This window comes from Aeromonas sp. R4-1, from assembly GCF_040908325.1.
Lineage (GTDB): Bacteria > Pseudomonadota > Gammaproteobacteria > Enterobacterales > Aeromonadaceae > Aeromonas > Aeromonas veronii.
Genome location: NZ_JBFODM010000077.1, coordinates 47,808 through 66,045 on the forward strand (window position 1 = coordinate 47,808; position 18,238 = coordinate 66,045).

Genomic DNA, 18,238 nt, shown 5'->3' on the forward strand with positions numbered 1-18,238 from the left:
GCCTTTTTCATGTCCGATAGCGGCTATCAGCCTTTGGCTTTTGCCGTGGCGGGCATCAGGCCCTGGTTCACTTCCACCAGATCCTGCGCTTCCAGAATACCGGCAGCCTGTTTCAGGCTCAGGATATTGAGAATGTAGTTGTAACGGGCTTCGGAGAGCTTCTGCTTGGCCTCGTACAGCTTGCGAGTGGAGTCCAGCACGTCGACGATGGTACGGGTACCCACTTCGTAACCGGCTTCGGTCGCCTTCAGGGCGCTGTCGGCGGAGACCACAGACTGGCTGTAAGCACGTACCGAGCCGATGCTGGCGTTCACGTTGTTGTAGGAGGAGCGCACTGTGCTCTGCACCGAGCGGAAGTTCTTCTCCAGCAGTTCACTGGCCGCTACGTAGTTGTATTGAGCCTGCTTCACCTTGGAGCTGGTGGCGCCACCGCTGTAGATGGGCAGCTTGAAGGTCAGACCGATATTGGCCTGATTGTCATTGCCGCCGCTCTGAATACTATCCAGCTTGTAATCGGTATTGCTGGTTTGCAGTCCGGCACCCAGATCCAGAGTCGGCTCATGGCCGGTCTTGGCCAGATCGATCTGCTCCTTGGCAATGTCCTTGCTGATGCGGGCACTGTGCAGTTGCAGGTTCTTGTCCAGCGCCAGCTCCAGCCACTTGTCGGAGCCGAAGGCGGTCTTCTGCGGGCTGAAACGATCGGTGTTCAGCACGTCCAGATTGCGGTGATCGATACCGGTCAGCTCGCGCAGGGTCTCGTAGCTGTTGTCCAGCGAGTTCTCTGCATTGATCTCGTCAGCCAGCGCCTGGTCGCGGGAGGCTTCGGCTTCATGGACGTCGGTGATGGCGGTCAGGCCCACTTCGAAACGCTGCTGGGTTTGCTCCAGCTGACGCTCTACCGCAACCTTGTTGGCACGAACGAACTCCAGGGTATCCATCGCCTTGAGCACATCAAAGTAGGCTTTGGCGGTGCGTACCATCAGGTTCTGGATCTCGAGGTTGTAGGCGACATCTGACTGGGTGGCCTGCTTCTCGCTGATATCCAGATTGACCCAGTTACTGCGACGATAGAGGGATTGCGACAGCGTCACCTCGCCCTTGGCGTTGGTATTGCTCTGGGTATCGTTCTTGTTTTGCAGATAATTGAGCCCGGCACCCAGATCGATCTGGGGCAGCAGAGGGGCACGGGATTCGTTGATCTTCTCGAAGGCCTGGTCGCGAACGGCTTTGGACTGCAGCAACTGCGGGTCTTTGATCTGGGCTTGCTGGTAGATGTCGAGCAGGTTTTCGGCATGGGCACCGGCACTGACGCCCAGCAACACCATGACTGACAAAAGTGTTCTTTTCATAGATCGTTTTAACCTTATGTAGTAACCCAAACTGGTTGCTGGAGAGGCAAATATTGTCATCGACCAAGCTTGATTGCAGCTTAATCACTCTACTATAAGCAAAATTTAATGCTAAGAGTCTCAGGTCCGGTGACGGGAACGTCAAGAACCGGACGCAGTTTTCTCCCCGCGCGCCTAGCCAAATGGTCTGTGGCTGCTAAAATCCACCCCTCATTACCATGGCACGCCGAGTGAATGAACGTTCATTCATGTTCCTCGGATTTTATGGTCAAACTGATACAAGTCAAGCTGACGGGAGCCCCGGATGTCGCAGCAACCCTTGCCGCAAGATCGGCATTACGCCGCCAATGATGTGAAAATCATTGAAAAATCAGCTAGATATAACGGCTTCTTCAAGGTGAATGTCTATCGTTTGCAGCATCGGTTATTTGCTGGCGGCTGGAATCAGCCCATCGTGCGCGAGCTGTTCGAGCGGGGCCATGCTGCCGCGCTGCTGCCCTATGATCCGGTACGCGACCAGATCGTGCTGGTGGAGCAGTTCCGTATCGGCGCCTTGGAGACCAGCCCGACCCCCTGGCTGCTGGAGCTGGTGGCCGGCATCATCGACGAAGGTGAGACCGCCGAGGCGGTGGTGCGCCGTGAAGCGGTGGAAGAGGCCGGGATCGAGGTGGCCCGCTGCGAGCATGCCATCAGTTATCTGGTGAGCCCGGGCGGCAGCACCGAGCGGATCGAGGTCTTTGTGGGCGAGGTGGATGCCAGCAAGGCCGAGGGGCTGCACGGTCTGGCGGATGAGGGCGAGGATATCCGGGTGCACGTGGTGAGCCGCGAACAGGCCTACGCCTGGCTCAAAGAGGGGCGCATCGACAATGCGGCCTCGGTCATCGCCCTGCAGTGGCTGGCCCTCAACCATGGCGAGCTGCGTGCCCGCTGGCTGGCGGATCGCTGAGGTGGCGCTGACCCTGCAACAGAGCAGGCGCTATGTGCCTGATCTGATGTCCTTGCAGCGTACCTGCGAGGTCAACTACATGGCATTGATGAAACTGCTGCCGCCTGATGGGGAAGTCGGCGCCGAGCGCCGCTATCGGGTCGGCAACGATCTGCAGTTCCAGCTCACCATCATTGGCGAGAGTCGCTTCACCAATCAGGTGATCCTGAGCCAGCACAACCCCGAATTGCCCGAATATTTACAAGCTCAGATAGAGATTCGTTTGTATCATGATGTGCGGATGGCGGAAGTGTGTGCAGCGCAACAGATTTCCCGTTTGCAACCACGTTATGATTATCCCAATAAAAAGATGCACCAGCGGGACGAAAAGGAGCAGGTAAATCTGTTTCTGGCCGAATGGCTAAAATTTTGTCTCAGACATGGTACCAGCCCGATCAATATCTCCAGTTGAACAAATATAAAGAAGCGTGATTTTGGAAACAGAGCTCCCCCAGGCGCAGGACGGCAGTGTGCGCCTGTTGCAAATTACCGACACCCACCTCTTCGCGAGTGCCGAAGGGCGGCTGTTGGCTGTGCGCACCGCAGAGAGTCTGGCCGCCGTGCTGGAACAGGTGCAGGCCAATGAACACCCCTACGAGGTGATTCTGGCGACCGGCGATCTGTCGCAGGATCACAGTCCGGAATCCTATCAGCGTTTCGCCTCCATGATGGCGCCCCTTGGCCGCCCCATCTACTGGCTGCCGGGCAATCACGATGACAGCCCGCTGATGACCGAATATCTCCATGCCGCCGGGATCAGCGAATCCAAACAGCTGGTGGGCGACCACTGGCAGGTGATCCTGCTCGACACCCAGGTGCGCGGCAAACCTCACGGCATGATTGGCGATCACCAGCTGGCCGCCCTCGACCGTGCCCTGCGTCAATATCCTGATCGCCACGCCCTTATCACCCTGCACCATCAGGCGGTACCGGTGGGCTGTGCCTGGCTGGATCAGCACAATCTCAAGAATGCCGATGACCTGTTTGCCGTACTGGCCCGTCATCCGCAGCAGAAGACCATCCTGTTCGGCCACGTTCATCAGGAGTTTGACGAGGTGCACCGCGGGGTGCGGCTGATTGCCAGCCCATCGACTTGCATTCAGTTCAAACCGCTATCCGACGGCTTCGCGCTGGATGAATCCGGCCCGGGCTGGCGCTATCTGACCCTCTATCCGGATGGGCGGGTGGCCAGCGAGGTGTGGCGCCTGCCGGTGGGGCAGTTTGTGCCCGACCCCAACGCCACCGGTTATTGAGGAGAGCATTCCATGAAGTCGGTTCTCCTTTATCTGCACGGTTTCAACTCCTCACCGGGCTCCGCCAAGGCGCAGCAGATGGCTGCCTGGGTGGCCGCCAACCGGCCCGACATCGAGGTGATCATTCCGGCCCAGCCCAATACGCCAGCGGCGGCCTGGGCGGCCATCGAACAGACCATCGCCAATTTGCAGAGCCGCTATGGCAGCGAGTTCAAGCTTGGCGCTGTGGGCAGCTCCCTCGGCGGCTTTATGGCGACCCGGGTGAGCGAGCAGTACGGCTGCCGCGCGGCGCTGATCAATCCGGCGGTGCGCCCGCACGAGCTGCTCTGTGATTACCTCGGCCCCCAGACCAATCCCTATACCGGTGAGCAGTATGTACTGCTGCCTGAACATATGGACGAGCTGCGGGCGCTGGCGGTACCTGTGACAGCCCCCGATCGCCTCTGGGTGCTGCAACAGCAGGGGGATGAGGTGCTCGACTACCGCAAGGCACTGGATGAATACCGCTTTGCCCGCCTCTCGCTGGAGTGCGGCGGCAACCACGCCTTTATGGCGTTCGAGCGTTACCCCGCCCAGATCATCCGTTTCCTCGGGTTATAGTCAGGTTTGAGTCAATAAGGGCGGTCTCGCCCTGCTTGTTCTTCTCCAGATCAAGCTTTCGATGCGGGGAGTTTGTTCTACCCCCGCCTAGCAGTTAAGATTCCCTCCAAACGTCAATTCGCAAGGCCCTCCATGTCTACTCAATACAATGCGGATGCCATTGAGGTCCTCAATGGCCTTGAGCCGGTGCGTCGCCGCCCCGGCATGTATACCGACACCACCCGGCCCAATCACCTCGGCCAGGAGGTCATCGACAACAGCGTCGATGAAGCGCTGGCAGGTCACGCCCGCAATCTGGAGGTGATCCTGCATGAAGACCAGTCCCTCGAAGTGATCGACGACGGCCGCGGCATGCCGGTCGATATCCACCCGGAAGAGGGGGTCAGCGGGGTGGAGCTTATCCTCTGCAAGCTGCACGCGGGCGGCAAATTCTCCAACAAGAACTACCAGTTTTCCGGCGGTCTGCACGGGGTGGGTATTTCGGTAGTGAACGCCCTCTCTGATCGGGTCGAGGTGACGGTGCGCCGCGACGGTCAGGTCTACGACATCGCCTTCGAGCGTGGCGAGAAGGTGCAGGAGCTGACCATCACCGGCACCTGCGGTCGTCGCAACACCGGCACCCGAGTGCGCTTCTGGCCGCAGGCGAGCTATTTCGATTCGCCCAAGTTCTCGGTCACCAAGCTGGAGCACCTGCTCAAAGCCAAAGCCGTGCTCTGTCCCGGCCTCACCATCAAGTTCCTCGACAAGAACACCGGCATCAAGCTGGAGTGGTGCTACGAAGATGGCCTCAAGGATTATCTGGTCGACGCGGTCAAGCAGTTCACCTGCCTGCCGGAGCAGCCCTTTATCGGCTCGTTCAGCTCCGAACAGTCGGCGGTGGACTGGGCGCTCTGCTGGTTGCCGGAAGGGGGCGAATGCCTCGCCGAATCCTATGTGAACCTTATACCCACTGCGCAGGGCGGTACTCACGTCAACGGTCTGCGTCAGGGGCTGCTCGACGCCATGCGCGAGTTCTGCGAGTTCCGCAACCTGCTGCCGCGCGGGGTCAAGCTGACTCCGGAAGATATCTGGGATCGCTGTGCCTACATCCTCTCCATCAAGATGCAGGATCCACAGTTCGCCGGTCAGACCAAGGAGCGCCTCTCCTCCCGCCAGAGCTCTGCGTTTGTCTCCGGCGTGGTGAAGGATGCCTTCAGCCTCTATCTGAACAGCAACACCGAGCTGGCGGAGCAGATCGCCGAGCTCTGTATCTCCAGCGCCCAGCGCCGGATGCGCGCTGCCAAGACGGTGGTGCGCAAGAAGATTACCCAAGGCCCGGCGCTGCCCGGCAAGTTGACTGACTGTAACTGCGCCGACCCCATGCAGGGGGAGCTGTTCCTGGTGGAGGGTGACTCCGCGGGCGGCAGTGCCAAGCAGGCACGGGATCGCGAGTTTCAGGCCATCATGCCGCTGCGCGGCAAGATCCTGAACACCTGGGAGGTGGAGGCCGGTCAGGTGCTCGCCTCGCAAGAAGTGCACGACATCTCGGTCGCCATCGGGCTCGACCCCGACTCCGAGGATCTCAGCGGCCTGCGCTACGGCAAGGTGTGCATCCTCGCGGATGCGGACTCGGACGGTCTGCACATCGCCACCCTGCTCTGCGCCCTCTTTGTGAAGCACTTCCGTACGCTGGTGGAGAAAGGCCACGTCTATGTGGCCATGCCGCCCCTCTACCGGATCGATATCGGTAAAGAGGTCTACTATGCCCTCGACGAGGACGAGAAGAACGGCGTGCTGCAGCGGGTCGAAGCCGAGAAGAAGAAAGGCAAGGTGATGGTGACCCGATTCAAGGGTCTGGGTGAGATGAACCCGAAACAGCTGCGGGAAACCACCATGGATCCCAACACCCGCCGTCTGGTGCAGCTCACCATGGATCCGGCAGGAGAGAGCGAAGGGGATGCGGCTGACGAGACCCTGCAGCTGATGGACATGCTGCTGGCCAAGAAGCGGGCGAGCGATCGCCGCGAATGGCTGGAAGAGAAGGGCAACCTCGCCATCATTTAAGCCGTCGGCTGGCCCGCACAGGGCCAGCAAGCATTTAGCCGGAGTCGCCCTGTGGCGGCTCCCGAACCGAAAGAGAAAATCACATGAGTGATGCTATCGAGCTCAGTCTGGACGGGGTAGAGCGCCAGCCAATGCGCACCTTTACCGAACAGGCTTACTTGAACTACTCCATGTACGTCATCATGGATCGGGCCCTGCCGCATATCGGCGATGGCCTCAAACCGGTGCAGCGGCGCATCATCTACGCCATGAGCGAGCTGGGTCTGTCTGCCCTCTCCAAGCACAAGAAGTCCGCCCGTACCGTGGGTGACGTGCTGGGTAAATATCACCCCCATGGCGACATCGCCTGTTATGAAGCCATGGTGCTGATGGCCCAGCCCTTCTCCTACCGCTACCCGCTGGTGGACGGTCAGGGTAACTGGGGTGCGCCGGACGATCCCAAATCCTTCGCGGCCATGCGATATACCGAAGCGCGCTTGTCGCGCTTCTCCGAGCTGCTGCTCTCAGAGCTCGGCCAAGGCACGGTGGAGTGGACGCCGAACTTCGACGGCACTATGAAGGAGCCGGTGGTGCTGCCCGCCCGTCTGCCGCACATCCTGCTCAACGGGGTGACCGGTATCGCGGTGGGGATGGCGACCGACATCCCGCCCCACAACGCGCGGGAAGTGGCCTACGCCTGTGCCGAGCTGCTCGACAACCCCAATGCGGGGCTCGATGTGTTGATGCAGCACATTCAGGGGCCGGACTACCCGACCAACGCCGAGATCATCACCCCGCGCGACGATATCCGCAAAATCTACGAGACCGGCAAGGGCTCCATCAAGCAGCGGGCGGTCTGGAGCGAGGAGGATGGCGACATCGTCATCACAGCGCTGCCCCATCAGGCCTCCGGCGCCAAGATCATGGAGCAGATTGCCGCCCAGATGGTGGCGAAAAAGCTGCCGATGGTGACCGATCTGCGCGATGAATCGGACCACGAAAACCCGACCCGTCTGGTGATCGTGCCGCGCTCCAACCGGGTGGATGTGGAGGGGCTGATGGCCCACCTGTTCGCCACCACGGATCTGGAGAAGAACTACCGGGTCAACCTCAACATCCTCGGCCTCGACAACCGGCCGCAGGTGAAGTGCCTCAAGACCATCCTCAGCGAGTGGATCCAGTTCCGCCGCGAGACTGTGCGTCGCCGCCTGCAATTCCGCCTCGACAAGGTGCTGGCTCGCCTGCACATCCTCGAAGGTTTGCTGATTGCCTATCTCAACATCGACGAGGTGATCGAGATCATCCGCACCGAGGATGAGCCGGGCAAGGTGATGGTGGAGCGCTTCAACATTACCGAGACCCAGGCCGAAGCGATCCTCGAGCTGAAACTGCGCCATCTGGCCAAGCTCGAAGAGTTCAAGCTGCGCGCCGAACAGAACGAACTGGCCGAAGAGCGCGACAAGCTGGAGCTGATCCTGGGCTCCGAGCGTCGCCTCAACACCCTGCTCAAGAAAGAGCTGCTGGCCGATGCCGAGAAGTACGGCGACGATCGCCGCACCCCGCTGGTGGAGCGTGCCACCGCCGTGGCGCTGACCGAGAAAGAGCTTATTCCCAGCGAACCGGTCACCGTCATCCTCTCCGACAAGGGGTGGGTGCGCGCCGCCAAGGGCCACGACGTCGATGTGGCAGGGCTCTCCTACAAGGCGGGGGACAGCTATCTGGCCCACGCCTGTGGCCGCAGCAACCAGCAGGCGGTGTTCCTCTCCACCTTGGGGAGAACCTACGCCCTCGAATCTCACACCTTGCCATCCGCGCGCAGTCAGGGCGAACCGCTCACCGGCCGCTTTGCGCTGGGGGCAGGGGAAGAGGTGCGCCATCTGGTGATGGGCAACGAGGGCGAGCCATATCTGATCGCCAGCGATGCCGGTTACGGCTTTGTCTGCACCTATGACGATCTCATCGGCAAGAACAAGAATGGCAAGGCGCTGCTCACCGTGCCGGAAGGGGGTCAGGTGATGGCACCCCAGAAGATCGGCTCGCCAGAGACCGATCTTTGCATGGCCATCTCCAATGAAGGGCGCATGCTGCTGTTCCCGCTCAACACTCTGCCGGTGCTCGGCAAGGGCAAGGGCAACAAGCTCATCAGCATTCCGTCGGCTCGCGTCAAGGCGCGTGAGGAGTTTGTGGTAATGGCCGCCGTGATCCCGCAGGGCCAGTCGGTCACCCTGTTTGCCGGCAAGCGCAAGCTGACCCTCAAACCCTCTGATCTCGATTACTACCGCGGCGAACGCGGCCGCCGCGGCGCCAAGCTGCCCCGCGGTTTGCAGCGGGTAGACAGGATAGAAATTGAATCAGTAGTTGTAGATGCACACACTGAGAGTGATGCAAATAATTAAGATAAACTGGGGCAATGTTATTGCCCCTCTTTTTAGGGATAAAAATGGCTAAAACAATTTGCTTTTTTAATAACAAAGGTGGTGTAGGAAAAACAACCACCTCGACAAATGTGGCTGCAGGTCTTGCTACTGGATTAAACAAGCGAGTTTTATATATTGACTTGGATCCTCAATGCAATTCAACGCTACTAATCTTGGGGGGAGATGTAGTTTCAGAAAGATATTGGGATTCCCCACAAAATTACAAGACAATCTTAGATGTTATTCAACCTATACTTGATGATGATCCGTCAATTTTTTTCGAAGAAGATATTGTTTGTAAAGATGTAAATAGATTTGGCGTTCATCTGATAATGGGGCACCCTCAGTTATCTGCATTAGAGGACAGGCTAGGTGAGGCGTGGGTTAAAATATCAGGAGGTGAGATTGGTGCATTCAGAAAAACAAACTGGTTTTCTTCGCTAATTGATAAGGTTGACTCTGACTATGATTATATATTGGTGGATCTTGGTCCAAGCTTAGGATCTTTGAATCGAAGCACCCTAATTGCCGCCGATTATTTTGTGACTCCAATGTCAATTGATATATTTAGTATCATAGGTTTGCGAAACGTTAGAACTTGGTTTGATACATGGTCTAATAAATATAGAGGCGGGGCTCTATTATTAGAGGAGGATAGGGGGGGCGAGGTATTTGCACGCTTTAATATCAAAAGAAATATTTCTATTACGAGTGGTTGTCTTGGTTATACAACACAAACATATGCCACTAGAAAAAATGCATATGGTGAGAGAAGGCCTACAAAGGCATATGAGCGTTTATTGACAAAATTTGATGAGGTTTTTTTAGAGTTTCTGGGAGGTTACTTAGTGGATGCGTCGAAAGATGGGCATCATATTTTAGGTAACATACCAAATATGTTTAGTCTTGCCCCCATAGCACAGAGCAGTTCTTCACCGATCCGTGACCTTAAAGCTGAAGATGGTATTTTTGGTGCGCATTATTCACAAGCAAAAGAATTTTCTAGTATCTTTGATAATGTTGCTATTGAGGTCGTAAAAAGACTTGAGGGTCAGTCATGATAGAATGGCCACAAATTCTTATTGAAGAGCTAGCAGCTAAACGTGCAATTATATTCATAGGTGCAGGTGTATCAGCGAGTTGCCAATCTAGTTTGGACCCTGTTATAAGGCCACCTAGCTGGTATCAATTACTTGAACAGGCACGAGATCAATTTGTAAATGATGAGATTGAAAAGGCTTTTATTAATCATCTAATCGAAACGGATCAGCTTCTTGATGCAGCGGAAGTAATTTTTGATCGAGTTACATCAGCTCAAAAAAGGAGTTTTTTTACAGATATTTTTGCAAGGCCACGATTTGTGCCATCAGAGTTACATGCCCTTATTCAAAGAATTAACTCTAAAATTGTGATCACAACAAACTATGATCAAATATATGAAACACAATGTGATGCTTTAACTGCAGGGCAGGGATTTGTTATTCACAAATATTATGACAGTCGATTGCTTAATAGTGTTAGATTTAAAGATAATCTAATAATAAAAGCTCATGGATGTGTTTCAGATACAACGAAGTTAATCTTGACAAGATCAGATTACTTTCATATGAAAAGTGAGCATTCTGAATTTTACAATGTTTTAAATAGTTTGTTGACTGTGCATACAGTTTTATTTCTTGGGTGTGGTATGTCAGATCCAGATATTCAGTTGGTTTTGGAGAATACAAATATTGCAGCATCCTCAGATCATCCACATTATGCTGTCATGCCGAAAGGAAAGCATCCTTCATTAATAAAAGCCATGCAGAAGTCATATAATTTGAATGTCTTAGAGTATGAAGTTGGGGCTGATGGGAATCATTCAGTATTGGTTGAATCATTGCAGGAACTTCAAAGCCAAGTTGATTCGCTTAGGCCAGTTATGATGGGAAGCTGACGATAGGGAAAACGCAGCAACCGGTGCCAACTTGAAAAGAGCCATTCACCCCCGCTAAAAGAAGGGCCCCGCCATCCATGATGGCGGGGCCCCTTGCATTATCAGCCGCGTTGCTGATTCAACCGTTCGCGCTGGCAGGGGCCAGTGAAATGGCTGGCCCGAACCCGATTAGACAGGAATGGCAGTGGCCGCCGGAGGCGGGGTGATCTTGGAGGCGATCAGCTGGCGCAGGCGGGGCACCAGCAGGAGCAACACCACGCCGCCCGCCATCGAGCCCCAGCCGAGCATATTGAACACCGAGCTGTAGCCCGGGTTGGTTGCGACCGGGGTGCTGCCGATATTTTGCGGCATGGCGCCGGAGACATAGCCCGCCAGCACCGAGGCGATGCCGGTCACCATCATCCAGCAGCCCATCATCAAGCCTTGCAGGCTGGCGGGGGCCAGCTTGCCAATCATGGCGTAGCCGATGGGGGAGATCAGCAGCTCGCCAAAGCTCTGCAGCACATAGCTGATGGCGATCCACTTGAAGGCGACCAGCCCGTCGGCCCCCGCCAGATGAATGCCGATCGGCAGCACCAGCATGCCGAGCCCCATGCAAAACAGGGAGGCGGCAAACTGGGAGGGGATGTCGATATTCCAGCCCTGTTCGCGCAGCCGCTTGAACAGCAGTGCCATCAGCGGGCCACCGATGACGATGACAAGGGTGTTGATGTTCTGGATCCACTGGGGGGCGACCCGCAACCCGAACACGTTGAGGTTGATGTTGTGCTCGGAGAAGAGCATCAGCCCCATGGGCGCCAGCTGGTAGAGCGACCAGAAGATAAGGGAGCCGAGGGCGAGGATCAGGTAGGCCACCATGCGGCTGCGCTCGGCGGCGTCCGGATGGCGGGCGGTCATCACGCAGAGCAGTACCAGCACCACGGCCCCTAGGATCAGCACAAAGCTGCCGCTGAAGCTGGCGTGGGTCAGCAGCAGGCGCAGCGCCGGCACCAGCATGGCCAGAATGGCGATACCTGCCAGCATGCGGCGGTAGAAGCCGCTCCCTTTGACGTGGCGCAGCGGGGTGCTGATATCCGCCAGAATGGGCCAGCAGGCGAAGGTGGCGATAATGGCGATGATGTTGCCCAGCGTCGCAAACAGGAACAGGGTGCGGTAATCCTCGGTGAGCTGGAAGTAGCCCGCCACCGTGAAGCCGATAAAGAAGCCCAGATTCATCCCGGCGTAGTTCCACAGGAAGGCGCTCTCGCGGCGGTGATCATCCGGGGCGAAGCGCTGGGTCAGCATCATGTTGAGGCAGGTGACGTTGAGGCCGCTGCCGGTAAGGAACATGGCGAGCCCCCAGTAGAGGCCGGTGATCCCCATCTCGGCGATGAAGTAGCAGCCGATCACCTGCAGCACCATCCCCATCACGAACAGGTTGCGGTTGCTGAGGTAGCGCCCGCCGAGATAACCGCCAAACAGGTGCAGGCCATAGTTGAAGGCCCCGAAGACCCCCATCATGGCGTTGGCCTGGGATTCGCTAAAGCCGAGCCGCTTGGTGGCGTAGAGCACCAGCGTGGAGTAGAGCACGGCAAACCCCAGGGTCGAGAAGGTCTGGATAAAGAACAGCGCCCCGGAGCCGGGGGGAATGGTGGGGTGTTGATTCGAAGCGCTCACGGTCTGTCTCCTGTGAGAGAAGAAAGTCATAACTCGTCCTGAGAGCGTACCGGTCTGCTGCCGGCTAGCCTTGTGCGCTTCCATGCTGGTCTGAAGGCCGGTCTGTCATTTAGCGGCCAAGCGGTGCAAATAGCCATACCTGAAATTTAATCCGGCGCGATTAATTGCTTTTTATTGATCTATTCCGCCTTTTTATGCGTGATTGAGTCGTGGTTTTAGCTCGGCTTACCACGCGGTTGCGGCACGGTTGATGTGATCCAGTCGGCTATTTGGTGCCGATTATGGCGCTGTGGTGGGATCTGCGTCCCGCTTTGTTGTCCCGAAACGCAGCTGGTGCCAAGTGGTTGTATCGCAGGTTGTTTATTCATCCTTGGGCATTGAGTGAATAAATATTGGGAAGAGAAGGGGTAGCCACAGGGGGACTTGCGCGTGTTCCCTCACTGCTGTCTAGAGGGTGAGGGGAGGATAGAACAACGCCCGGCGGGCCGGGCGTTGTGGTGCGACTGATGGGCGGCGAAAGCGGCCTTAGAAGTCGTGGTAGAGCGGCCAGCCGAGCAGCGGGTGCTTGAGACCGGCGCGCATCTCGACGTTGTCGAGCTTCTCCGGCGAGGCGTTCTCTTTTTGCAGCAGCTGGTACTGGCGCACAAAGCCGAGGGTGTGCAGCAGGTTGGGCACAAAGCCCGGGCTCAGCTCTTGGCGCAGGGCGGCGGCCATGTCGGCGGGTAGCGCGCTCAGCATCAGGGTGAGCTGGGCGGCGAGGTAGTCGGTGTCGTACCAGCCCTCGTCGAGCTCAATCTCCCGCGCCAGTTTGCGCTTGAGATCCTGCTTCACCTTGAGGGGGGCGGCGCCACTGCCCTTGCCGCAGAGAATGCGGTAGAGCAGCGCTTCGGCCAGCTTGTCCTCCATGGTGGGGTGGTCGCTCTCGCAGGCGAAAAAGTGCTGGTCGATGAGCTCCATCAGGCGGCTCTTGTTGTGCTCGGTCAGCGCCTTCTCGTACTCCTGCCACCCTTGCCACTCCTCCACATCGGGCGGGCTCGAGATCTTGTCCAAGAGCCGGGCATCCACGTCACCGTAGAGGCTGTTGCCAGCCTGCTTGGGGCTGACGGTAATGAGCATCGACCAGCCCTTCTGGAACGGCTTGATGGGGCCTTCCGGCGCCTGCAGCAGCGCCAGCGCCTTGGCCGGATCCCGCGCCGAGAGCTCCTGCAGGCCGAGGCTCACCACGCCGATGACGTCGTGGGCGGCCTGCTCCAGCAGGTGCATCTTGTACTTGTTGTAGTACTTGTCGGCGAATTTGAGGCTCATCAGCACCGCCTTGCCCTTGATGGCGGCGAGCTGCTGCTGACTCAAGAGTTCGTTGTCGCGGCCAAAGCGCAGCACCTGGGTCAGAAAGGGGCCCTGGTTGGCATCGCGAATGACTAACTGCATGAATGGGCTCCTTAATCCAGAAAGCTGAACATGTCGTCGACGTCACCGTACTCGTCTTCCTCGACCTTGTTCTTCTCTTTGGCCTGCATCACCAGCTCGGCGGCAAACTTGTTGATGATGCCGTCCCAGGTGGAGTGCTCGTTGCGCAGCAGCGACTTGATGGATTTTTCCACCTCGGGGGCCAGCTCGCGAATGAGCATCAAGAGGCTGCGCGGGTCGTCCAGCGCATAGTCGTGGCTGTCTTCGGCCTGCTGGCGCTCGCTGTAGCGCAGGGACTCTTCGAGATCTTCCTCTTCGGCGTGCAGCACGTCGCGATAGCCCTCGTCCTCTTCATAGCGATCGCCGCGATAAAACTCGATAAAGGGGATGGCGAGGTAGAAGAGACCGGCCGGATCTTCGGCCACGCACTCGAGGATCTCGCGCTGCTTGGCTTCACTATCCTGGGTGCGGATCAGGTAGTTGAGGAAGTCGAAGGTGTGCTGTTGCAGCTCGTCGGCGTTGTTCTTGATCGCCTCTTCCCAATAGAGCGGCTGCTGGCAGACGATATCGCGGATCCGCTCCGGGGTCATCAGCTCGGAGATGATGGAGGGGAAGGAGATGTCGTGCTGGCCGTTGATCTGGGTCAGGGTAACGATATCAATGTTTTCAATCACTTCTGCCAGTTGGTCGTCAGACATGGTCTTGGCGATCAGCTCGAACTTCTCGCTGGCCTGCTTCGGCTCGATAACGGCCAGCTCTTTGATCTCGATGGCGGTAATTTCTATCAGACTGTTGCTCATGCCTTGCCCCAATTAGAAACGGACTTCGTCGTACATATCCTGATCGCCGTCGTCATCACCATAGCGGTCACTGCCGCCATGGTAGTCGGCGTCGGCATCTTCCCCGTCTTCATCTTCTTCGTCGCGTAGCTCATAGTCGTCATCGCCGCGGTGGCTGCCGCGCGGCAGCGGGTTGTCGAGCAGGAACAGCACGGCGCAGGCTTCCATCAGCTGATCTTCGCTCTGGGCACGCACCGCCTTGACCAGCGGCAGGGCGGCGTTGTTGAAGCCGACGCTCACCTTGAACTCGTCCCAGCTCGGCTGCTCGCCGCTGGTGAGCCACTTGTTCCACTGCGACTTGGCCTTGGCCGGGAACTGCACCCGGCCATAGAGGGCCAGCGGCAGATACTCGGGCATAAACTCCAGCATGCTCATATCGGCCAGCAGCAGGCTCTTCATCTGGTCGGTGAACTGTTCCAGCCCCTTGGGGTCGTCCTGATCCCGGTAGGATTCGATGTTTTCGCTGGCATCGCTTTGCAGCGACTTGAGCCGCGCCTGGTCCCATCTCTTTTGCATAGTTGCTCTTTCTGCCTGTTGTTTCAGGGGTAGAACTGATCCCACATCTCCTGCATGGCGGAGGCGGGGTCGGTCACGATGACGTTGTTGAAATCCTTGATAAAGGCGGCCCGCTGTTTCGGATCGGACAGCACTTCATAGGCCTGCTTTACCTGGTGCAGCTTGATGGCTGCCTGCTCTTTCTCTTCTTCACTGGCCCCGTGCAGCTTGTCGGGGTGGTACTGGTTCGACAGCCGACGATAGGCTTTCTTGATGTCGTTTTCGCTGGCGTTGGACTTGACGCCCAGCACCCGAAAGTAGTTGTTCATGGCAGATCCTGCATCACTGGCATCATAGGATTCACGCTGCGAGTGCCTGATGGTGGGGATTGGCAAACCAGGCACGGCAAAAACCCGTCATTTTAACGGAAACAGCCCGCCAACGCGATGAGTTGGGCGATCAATTAACGGGCGAGATGAAGAGGGGTCAGTTGAGTGCCTATTGTTGCCAGTCGGTCAGGGCAGTGCAAGGGCGGCGGGGCAAAAGCGATGAAAAAACGGGCAGGAAAGGGGCGGGCGGCAGGCTGGGGCGAGGCTGCCGCCGCAGGGGTTACTCCTCCCAGAAGGAGGCGGAGGTGTGGTAGATCATCTTCTTGCTCATCCCGCCATCGACCACCAGATTGGCGCCGTTGATAAAGTCGTTGCGAGGATCGGCCAGAAAGAGGCAGGCGCGGGTGATGTCGTCGGGGCGCCCGACCCGGCCGCTCGGGTGCTGGCGGTGATCCGCCTCGGTCAGGGTGTGGTAATCCTCCGCCTGGATCCAGCCCGGACTGATGGCATTGACCGTGATGGGATGGTCGGCCAGCGAGTTGGCGAGGGACTGGGTGAGGGCAACCAGCGCCCCTTTGGAGGCGCCGTAGGCATCCCAACCCGGTTCGTTCTGCTGCCAGCGGGTGGAGGCAATATTGATGATGAGGCCATAGGGCAACCCGCGGTTGACCTGTACAAAGGCGCTGGCGCAGAGCATGGCACCGCGCACATTGACCGTCATCACCTGATCGAACTGGGCTGCGCTCAGCTCCTCGAAGCGGGTGTGGAACTTGCTGATGGCGCCGTTGTTGATAAGCAGATGGACGCCGCCATGTTGTGCGCGAACCTCGGCAAAGAGGCGTTCGATGGCCTGCTCATCCCGCAGATCGAGCTGATGAAAGTGGATCTCGGGATGGTCGAAAGCGTGAGGGGCCAGATCGGTTGCGATCACCCGATAGCCCGCCTCGGCCAGCCCGATGCAGAGCTGGCGGCCAATCCCGCCAGCGGCGCCGGTGACCAGTGCGATTTGTTTACCGTTCATAGTGCCGCTCCATTGCGGGCCCGCAGCACCTTGATGAGGGCTGACACCTCCTGCTGACCAAACCCTTGCGCCACCCCTTCCTCAAACAGATCGGCGGCAAAGCGCGGGAAGCGGCTGTCGATCCCGGCATCGCTGGCATGGCCGGCGAGGCGGCTGATAGCGGCGCTCCAGGTTTTCAGGCTGGCGTAGGGGTGATCGAAATCGCCGCTCGCCAGCGTCTTGCCAAGGTGGGCCACATCGCCACCCAAAATCGGTGAAAGCTCGCTGAACTGGGCGCACACCTTGGCTACCGGCAGCCCTTCCGCCTCGCAGATCAGCGCGCCGTGCAGGGCACCGAGCAGACCACCGGCAAAGTAGGCGGCGACGGCACAATCTTGCGCCGCGGCGGCGCCCACCGCCTCGGCCACATGGTCGAGGGTAGGGGCGAGCAGGCGCAGCACCGGCTCGGCGTCGCTAAAGGCGGTGCTGGCTCCCGAGCAGATGATGCTGGCGTCAGTGGTGCCGATCTGATCCGGGAAGCAGAGAATGGCGCCATCGAGATAACGGGCGCCGCGGGCGTGGCTCCAGCTCTCCAGCGCTCTGGCCCCCTGCGGGCTGCCGGTGGAGAGCTGCACCAGCAGCTTGCCCGCCACGGCGTCGCTCGCCTCATCCAGCAGCTGCTGGCTGACGGTGTAGTTATCGACACAGACAAGGGTGATATCGCTTGCGGCGATGGCCGCGCCAACCGAGGGGGCGAGTGTTGCACCCAGCGCCTGCAGCGGGGCGGCCTTGGCGGCGCTGCGATTCCAGACGGTGACCGGATGGCCCGCCTTGAGCAAGGTGGTGGCGAGGGCGGAGCCCATGGCCCCGAGGCCGATGACAGAGAGATGGCGCATGATGGCTCCTGACGGTGTTGATAGACGCTGATATAGAAAATTGGGATGCCTTGTGGCAGGTAAGCCACTATATTTGCCCAGTGTTGCCGTGAAAAATGGCTTTTATGACTGTCTGATATAGGTGAATTCTATGGATGTGCGAACCCTGCGTGCGTTTGTGGCTGTCTTCGAGGAGCGCAACATCACGGCGGCCGCCACCCGCCTCTTCATTACTCAGCCCACCCTCTCCACCACCATCAAGACGCTGGAGGATGAGCTGGGGGTGACCCTGTTTGTGCGACAGGCGCGAGGGGTGGAGGGGACTGAAGCTGCCCACCGGCTCTATCCCCGTGCCAAGCGGCTGATCGCCGACACCGACTCCCTCGCCCGCGAGTTTCGTGAAACCTCCCCCTGCCTCGAGCTGACGGTGGGGATTGAGGCAGACCTTGGCGATGGCGTGGTGGGGACGCTGGTCAACGGGGTACTCGCCCACCAGGAGATCCTGCTGACTCTGGAGGAGGGCTGTTGTGGCGATGTGCGGCTGGGCTGCGAATCCCTGCGCTGTGGTGACGAGCTCTTTATCCCCCTGCTGGAGGAGGCGTTTGTGCTGGTGCTGCCGCCGGATCACCCGCTGACGGGCAAGGGATCGCTCACCCCGGCTGAGCTGGCGGACGAGCCCTGGGTCACCTGCCCGCGCCACGACTCCCACCTGCGGCTGATCGCCATTCTTGGCAATCAGGCGCCGCTCTATCCACGGCGGGCGGGGTCGCTGCGACTGGCGGCAACCATGGTGGCCGCCGGGGCGGGGATCGCCTGGTTGCCCCATTCGCTTTGTCCGCCCGGCTGTACAGTCGCCGAGCTGGCGGCTTCTTCCTTCAAGCGGCGGGTGGGGCTCTGCTACGCCCCGGATGCGTTGCGCTCGGCAGCGGTGACTGCCCTGCTGGAGCAGGTGCGTGGGATGCAGCTCCCCGCCTGATGTCGGCATAAAAAAGGCTATGTCCCAATTACGTGTTGCATGGGGCGCCCCAGCGCCTCATGCAAACATGCTTTGATATTTACGCCTTTTCCGTAACGC

Annotated in this window: 17 protein-coding genes; 9 read left to right on the forward strand and 8 right to left on the reverse strand. The window is 58.5% G+C overall.

The annotated features are described in order from the left end of the window. Positions 1–26 precede the first annotated feature (26 nt). Positions 27–1,349: an outer membrane channel protein TolC gene (gene tolC / locus AB5Y90_RS14305; protein ID WP_058057939.1), complete on the reverse strand. Its 1,323-nt coding sequence runs from the start codon at positions 1,347–1,349 to the stop codon at positions 27–29. A 304-nt stretch (positions 1,350–1,653) separates the two neighbouring features. On the opposite strand from tolC, the gene nudF reads away from it, so the two are divergent. The 8 genes from nudF (at position 1,654) to AB5Y90_RS14345 (ending at position 10,562) form a co-directional block, all read left to right on the forward strand. After that, positions 1,654–2,295, forward strand: a complete 642-nt coding sequence (gene nudF, locus AB5Y90_RS14310; RefSeq protein WP_368167042.1) for an ADP-ribose diphosphatase — start codon at positions 1,654–1,656, stop codon at positions 2,293–2,295. Between the two features lies 1 nt (position 2,296). Continuing rightward, the gene (locus tag AB5Y90_RS14315; protein ID WP_005335899.1) at positions 2,297–2,746 is read left to right on the forward strand and encodes a DUF1249 domain-containing protein; all 450 of its coding nucleotides are present in this window, start codon (positions 2,297–2,299) and stop codon (positions 2,744–2,746) included. A 22-nt stretch (positions 2,747–2,768) separates the two neighbouring features. Continuing rightward, complete coding sequence (gene cpdA / locus AB5Y90_RS14320; RefSeq protein WP_041202814.1) at positions 2,769–3,587, forward strand: 3',5'-cyclic-AMP phosphodiesterase; 819 nt, start codon at positions 2,769–2,771, stop codon at positions 3,585–3,587. Positions 3,588–3,599: 12 nt separating this feature from the next. Continuing rightward, a complete protein-coding gene (locus AB5Y90_RS14325) occupies positions 3,600–4,187 on the forward strand; it encodes a YqiA/YcfP family alpha/beta fold hydrolase (RefSeq protein WP_368167044.1) in 588 nt (195 codons plus the stop codon). Positions 4,188–4,319: 132 nt separating this feature from the next. Next, on the forward strand, positions 4,320–6,230 hold the full coding sequence (gene parE, locus AB5Y90_RS14330; protein ID WP_368167045.1) for a DNA topoisomerase IV subunit B: 1,911 nt from the start codon (positions 4,320–4,322) through the stop codon (positions 6,228–6,230). Positions 6,231–6,313: 83 nt separating this feature from the next. Continuing rightward, positions 6,314–8,605 carry a DNA topoisomerase IV subunit A gene (parC, locus tag AB5Y90_RS14335; protein WP_368167047.1) on the forward strand — a complete coding sequence of 764 codons (2,292 nt, stop codon included), beginning with the start codon at positions 6,314–6,316 and terminating at the stop codon, positions 8,603–8,605. 44 nt (positions 8,606–8,649) lie between these two features. After that, positions 8,650–9,687, forward strand: coding sequence for a ParA family protein (locus tag AB5Y90_RS14340; RefSeq protein WP_368167049.1), 1,038 nt, complete (start codon positions 8,650–8,652; stop codon positions 9,685–9,687). Beyond that, entirely contained in the window at positions 9,684–10,562 is an 879-nt protein-coding gene (locus AB5Y90_RS14345; RefSeq protein WP_252413216.1) for an SIR2 family protein, read from the forward strand. The genes AB5Y90_RS14340 and AB5Y90_RS14345 overlap by 4 nt, the downstream gene beginning before the upstream one ends. A 168-nt stretch (positions 10,563–10,730) precedes the next feature. Here the strand turns inward: AB5Y90_RS14345 and AB5Y90_RS14350 are convergent, their stop codons facing one another. The 7 genes from AB5Y90_RS14350 to AB5Y90_RS14380 form a co-directional block, all read right to left on the reverse strand. Further along, a complete protein-coding gene (locus AB5Y90_RS14350) occupies positions 10,731–12,218 on the reverse strand; it encodes a peptide MFS transporter (RefSeq protein WP_368167051.1) in 1,488 nt (495 codons plus the stop codon). A 525-nt stretch (positions 12,219–12,743) separates the two neighbouring features. Then, on the reverse strand, positions 12,744–13,646 hold the full coding sequence (locus AB5Y90_RS14355) for a hypothetical protein (protein WP_368167052.1): 903 nt from the start codon (positions 13,644–13,646) through the stop codon (positions 12,744–12,746). A gap of 11 nt (positions 13,647–13,657) precedes the next feature. Continuing rightward, positions 13,658–14,425 carry a hypothetical protein gene (locus AB5Y90_RS14360; protein WP_026035107.1) on the reverse strand — a complete coding sequence of 256 codons (768 nt, stop codon included), beginning with the start codon at positions 14,423–14,425 and terminating at the stop codon, positions 13,658–13,660. A gap of 12 nt (positions 14,426–14,437) precedes the next feature. Beyond that, a complete protein-coding gene (locus tag AB5Y90_RS14365; RefSeq protein ID WP_040067053.1) occupies positions 14,438–14,980 on the reverse strand; it encodes a hypothetical protein in 543 nt (180 codons plus the stop codon). A gap of 23 nt (positions 14,981–15,003) precedes the next feature. Further along, positions 15,004–15,288: a DnaJ domain-containing protein gene (locus tag AB5Y90_RS14370; RefSeq protein ID WP_005343121.1), complete on the reverse strand. Its 285-nt coding sequence runs from the start codon at positions 15,286–15,288 to the stop codon at positions 15,004–15,006. A 280-nt stretch (positions 15,289–15,568) separates the two neighbouring features. Beyond that, positions 15,569–16,309, reverse strand: coding sequence for an SDR family NAD(P)-dependent oxidoreductase (locus AB5Y90_RS14375; protein WP_307896204.1), 741 nt, complete (start codon positions 16,307–16,309; stop codon positions 15,569–15,571). After that, positions 16,306–17,184, reverse strand: a complete 879-nt coding sequence (locus AB5Y90_RS14380; RefSeq protein ID WP_307896205.1) for an NAD(P)-dependent oxidoreductase — start codon at positions 17,182–17,184, stop codon at positions 16,306–16,308. Before AB5Y90_RS14380 ends, AB5Y90_RS14375 begins: the two co-directional genes overlap by 4 nt. A 130-nt stretch (positions 17,185–17,314) precedes the next feature. Between AB5Y90_RS14380 and AB5Y90_RS14385 the strand changes: the two genes are divergently transcribed. Beyond that, entirely contained in the window at positions 17,315–18,139 is an 825-nt protein-coding gene (locus AB5Y90_RS14385; RefSeq protein WP_307896206.1) for a LysR family transcriptional regulator, read from the forward strand. The last annotated feature ends 99 nt before the right edge of the window (positions 18,140–18,238 follow it).